Raw genomic sequence first — 2257 nt, forward strand, 5'->3', positions numbered from 1 at the left:
ATCAGGTAGTCGCCCAGGTTGTCGTTGACGACCTGGCCGCTGACCGGGTCGATCACGCTCGCTTCATGCAGCGCCATGCCGATGCCGCCGACCAGACCGCCGATGTACTGGCTGTAGGCCATCAGCGGGCTGACGATGCGCCCGGCCGCATAGGCCGCGTGCAGCCGGGCCACCCGCAGCTCGCGCGTGGCGCGGTGCACCCGCACATCGGCGAACACCGCACCGAAGGCGCAGGCGCTGTGGCTGGGCGTCGCGTCAGGCTCGGTGCGCGCACTGGCGCTCAGCGGCTGGCCGGTGCTGGGCTGTTCGCCGGCGGCCCGCCGTGCCTGCAGCGCACGCGCCGCCGCTTCCACCGCCGGTACGAAGCTGGCCGTGACGACGGTGCCGCCGGAGTACGGGCCTTCCGGCAACCGGGTGTCGCCCAGCGCCACGTCCACCTGGTGGCCGGGGATGTGCAGGATGGCGGCCGCGGTGTCGGCCAATGCAGTGAAGCTGCCGCTGCCCATGTCCTGCACGCCGCAGCGCACGAGCACGCGTCCTTCGTGAGTGATCGACACCTCGGCCTCGCAGGCCAGGCGCTGCACCGGGTAGGCCGCCGTGGCCATGCCCCAGCCGATCTGCCAATCGCCGTCGGCCAGCGTTCCGGGCTGCAGTGGCCGCTGCGCCCAGCCGAAGGCATCGGCCGCCTGCTGCCAGCACGCCCGCAGGCTGTTGCTGGACCAGGGCAGGTTCAGGTGCGGGTCGTGCGCGGCGAAGTTGCGCCGCCGCAGCTCCAGTGGGTCGAGCCGGCAGCGCCAGGCCAGTTCGTCCAGCGCCGTCTCCAGCGCGAAGAGGCCCGGCCCTTCGCCCGGCGCCCGCATGGGGATGGGCTGCGTCGCGTTGATGCGTTTCAGCCGGTGCGTGGTGCGCACGTGCTCGCAGGCATACAACCAGCGTGTGGCCGAGCCTACCGGGTCGGCGTAGTCGGCGAACGGCGAGGTCTCGGCCAGCGTGTCGTGCACGATGCCGGCCAGCCGACCATCGGCGTCGGCGCCCAGGCACAGGTGCTGGCGCAAGGGTGAACGCCGGCCGACCTGCGTGAACATCTGCGGGCGGGTCAGCTCCAGCAGCACCGGCCGGCCCAGGCGCTGCGCAATCTGGCAAACGCGCAAAGTGAGCGACCACCACAGCGGCCCCTTGCTGCCCAGCCCGCCGCCGAGGTGGCGGGCGATCACGCGCACCTGCTCACGCTGCAGGCCCAGGCTGTAGGCCACCATGCGGCGTGTGCCGAACACCGCCTGCGTGCTGCAGTACAGCGTGAGCTGCTCGCCCTGCCACAGCGCCAGGCTGGCGTGGGGCTCCAGCGGCTGGTGGTGGTTGCCGGCGCTGCGGTAGTGCAGGTCCAGCCGGATCTCGGCGCGCTGCAGCGCAGCGTCCGGGTCGCCGCGTTGGGTGTCGGTGGGCAGGCGGCCGGCTTCCGCTGGCGCGAAGGGCGGGGTGCTGGCCTGGTCCAGGTTCAGCGCGGCCGGCAAAGCCTCCACCTGCACCAGCACGCGGCTGGCCGCGGCGCGGGCCGTGGCCTCGTCTTCGGCCACCACCAGCGCCACCGGCTGGCCGGCCCAGTGCACGCGCTCGTCTTCCAGCCAGTTGGCGTAACCGGCCGGCCGCAGCGGCGGCAGATCGCCGATGCCGAACACGGCCACCACGCCGGGCAGGGCCTGTGCCGCTGCCGTGTCGACCTGCAACACGCGGCCATGCGCCACCGGCGCGGGCACGATGGCTGCATGCAGGCAGCCGGGCACCGGCTCCTCGGCGCTGTACAGCGCGCTGCCGCGCACCTTGGCCAGCGCTTCCCATCGGGTGGAATTCATGACACATCTCCCATGTGCCGCGCCAGCTCATGCGCCACACAGCGCTGCAGCAATTCCAGCTTGAAGGCATTGCCGGGCAGGGCCTGGGCCCCCTGCGTGGACGCGGCAACCGCGGCCTGCCACGTGCCGGGGCCGGCCGGCTGGCCAAGCAGCGCCGCTTCGCTGGCCCGCAGCCGCCAGGGCCGCGTGCCGACGCCGCCGGCGGCCAGCCGTGCGTGGCTCACCTTGCCTTCGTCGGTCTCCAGCACGACCGCCAGCGACAGCAGCGCGAACTGGAACGACGCGCGGTCGCGCAGCTTCAGGTAGGCCGAGGCGCGCGCGGCGGTGCTGAGCGGCAGCGTGATCGCGCTGATCAGCTCACCGGCTTGCAGCGTGTGCTCGTGGTCGGCGGCCAGCGTGGGCTCGGG

2 protein-coding genes are annotated in these 2257 nt (G+C 73.2%); both read right to left on the minus strand.

Annotation, left to right across the window (positions count from 1 at the left end; translation table 11 throughout):
* A partial coding sequence (locus tag VLK61_RS09140; protein WP_325420375.1) for a xanthine dehydrogenase family protein molybdopterin-binding subunit occupies positions 1-1850 on the minus strand: 1850 nt, incomplete at its 3' end.
* Positions 1847-2257: FAD binding domain-containing protein (locus VLK61_RS09145; protein ID WP_414636792.1), on the minus strand; the 411-nt coding region annotated here is incomplete at its 5' end. The genes VLK61_RS09145 and VLK61_RS09140, both read right to left, overlap by 4 nt.

Origin of the sequence: Aquabacterium sp., from assembly GCF_035476535.1 — a bacterium.
In the GTDB taxonomy this organism is placed as follows: domain Bacteria; phylum Pseudomonadota; class Gammaproteobacteria; order Burkholderiales; family Burkholderiaceae_C; genus Pseudaquabacterium.